General features: G+C 67.8%; 1 protein-coding gene. It reads right to left on the reverse strand.

Features of this window, described 5'->3' with window-relative positions:
- Positions 1-255: zinc-binding dehydrogenase (locus R6V09_RS54380; RefSeq protein ID WP_317888713.1), on the reverse strand; the 255-nt coding region annotated here is incomplete at both ends.

A 255-nucleotide genomic window follows, 5' to 3' on the forward strand; every position in this document is an offset into this window, starting at 1 on the left:
CGGAGGTCGAGGCGCAGGTGACGATCGTGCCGCCCTTGCGGGTGACGTAAACGCTTGCGCCGAAGGTCTCGCGGCCGGGGTGCTCGAAGACGATGTCCACGTCCTCGCCGCCGGTGAGCTCACGGATGCGCTTGCCGAACCGCTTCCACTCGCGCGGGTCCTGGTTGTGTTCGTCCTTCCAGAACCGGTAGTCCTCGGCGTTGCGGTCGATGATCGCCTCGGCGCCCATCGCCCGGCAGATGTCCGCCTTCTGGG

The organism is Streptomyces sp. W16 (assembly GCF_033194735.1).
In the GTDB taxonomy this organism is placed as follows: Bacteria; Actinomycetota; Actinomycetes; order Streptomycetales; family Streptomycetaceae; genus Streptomyces.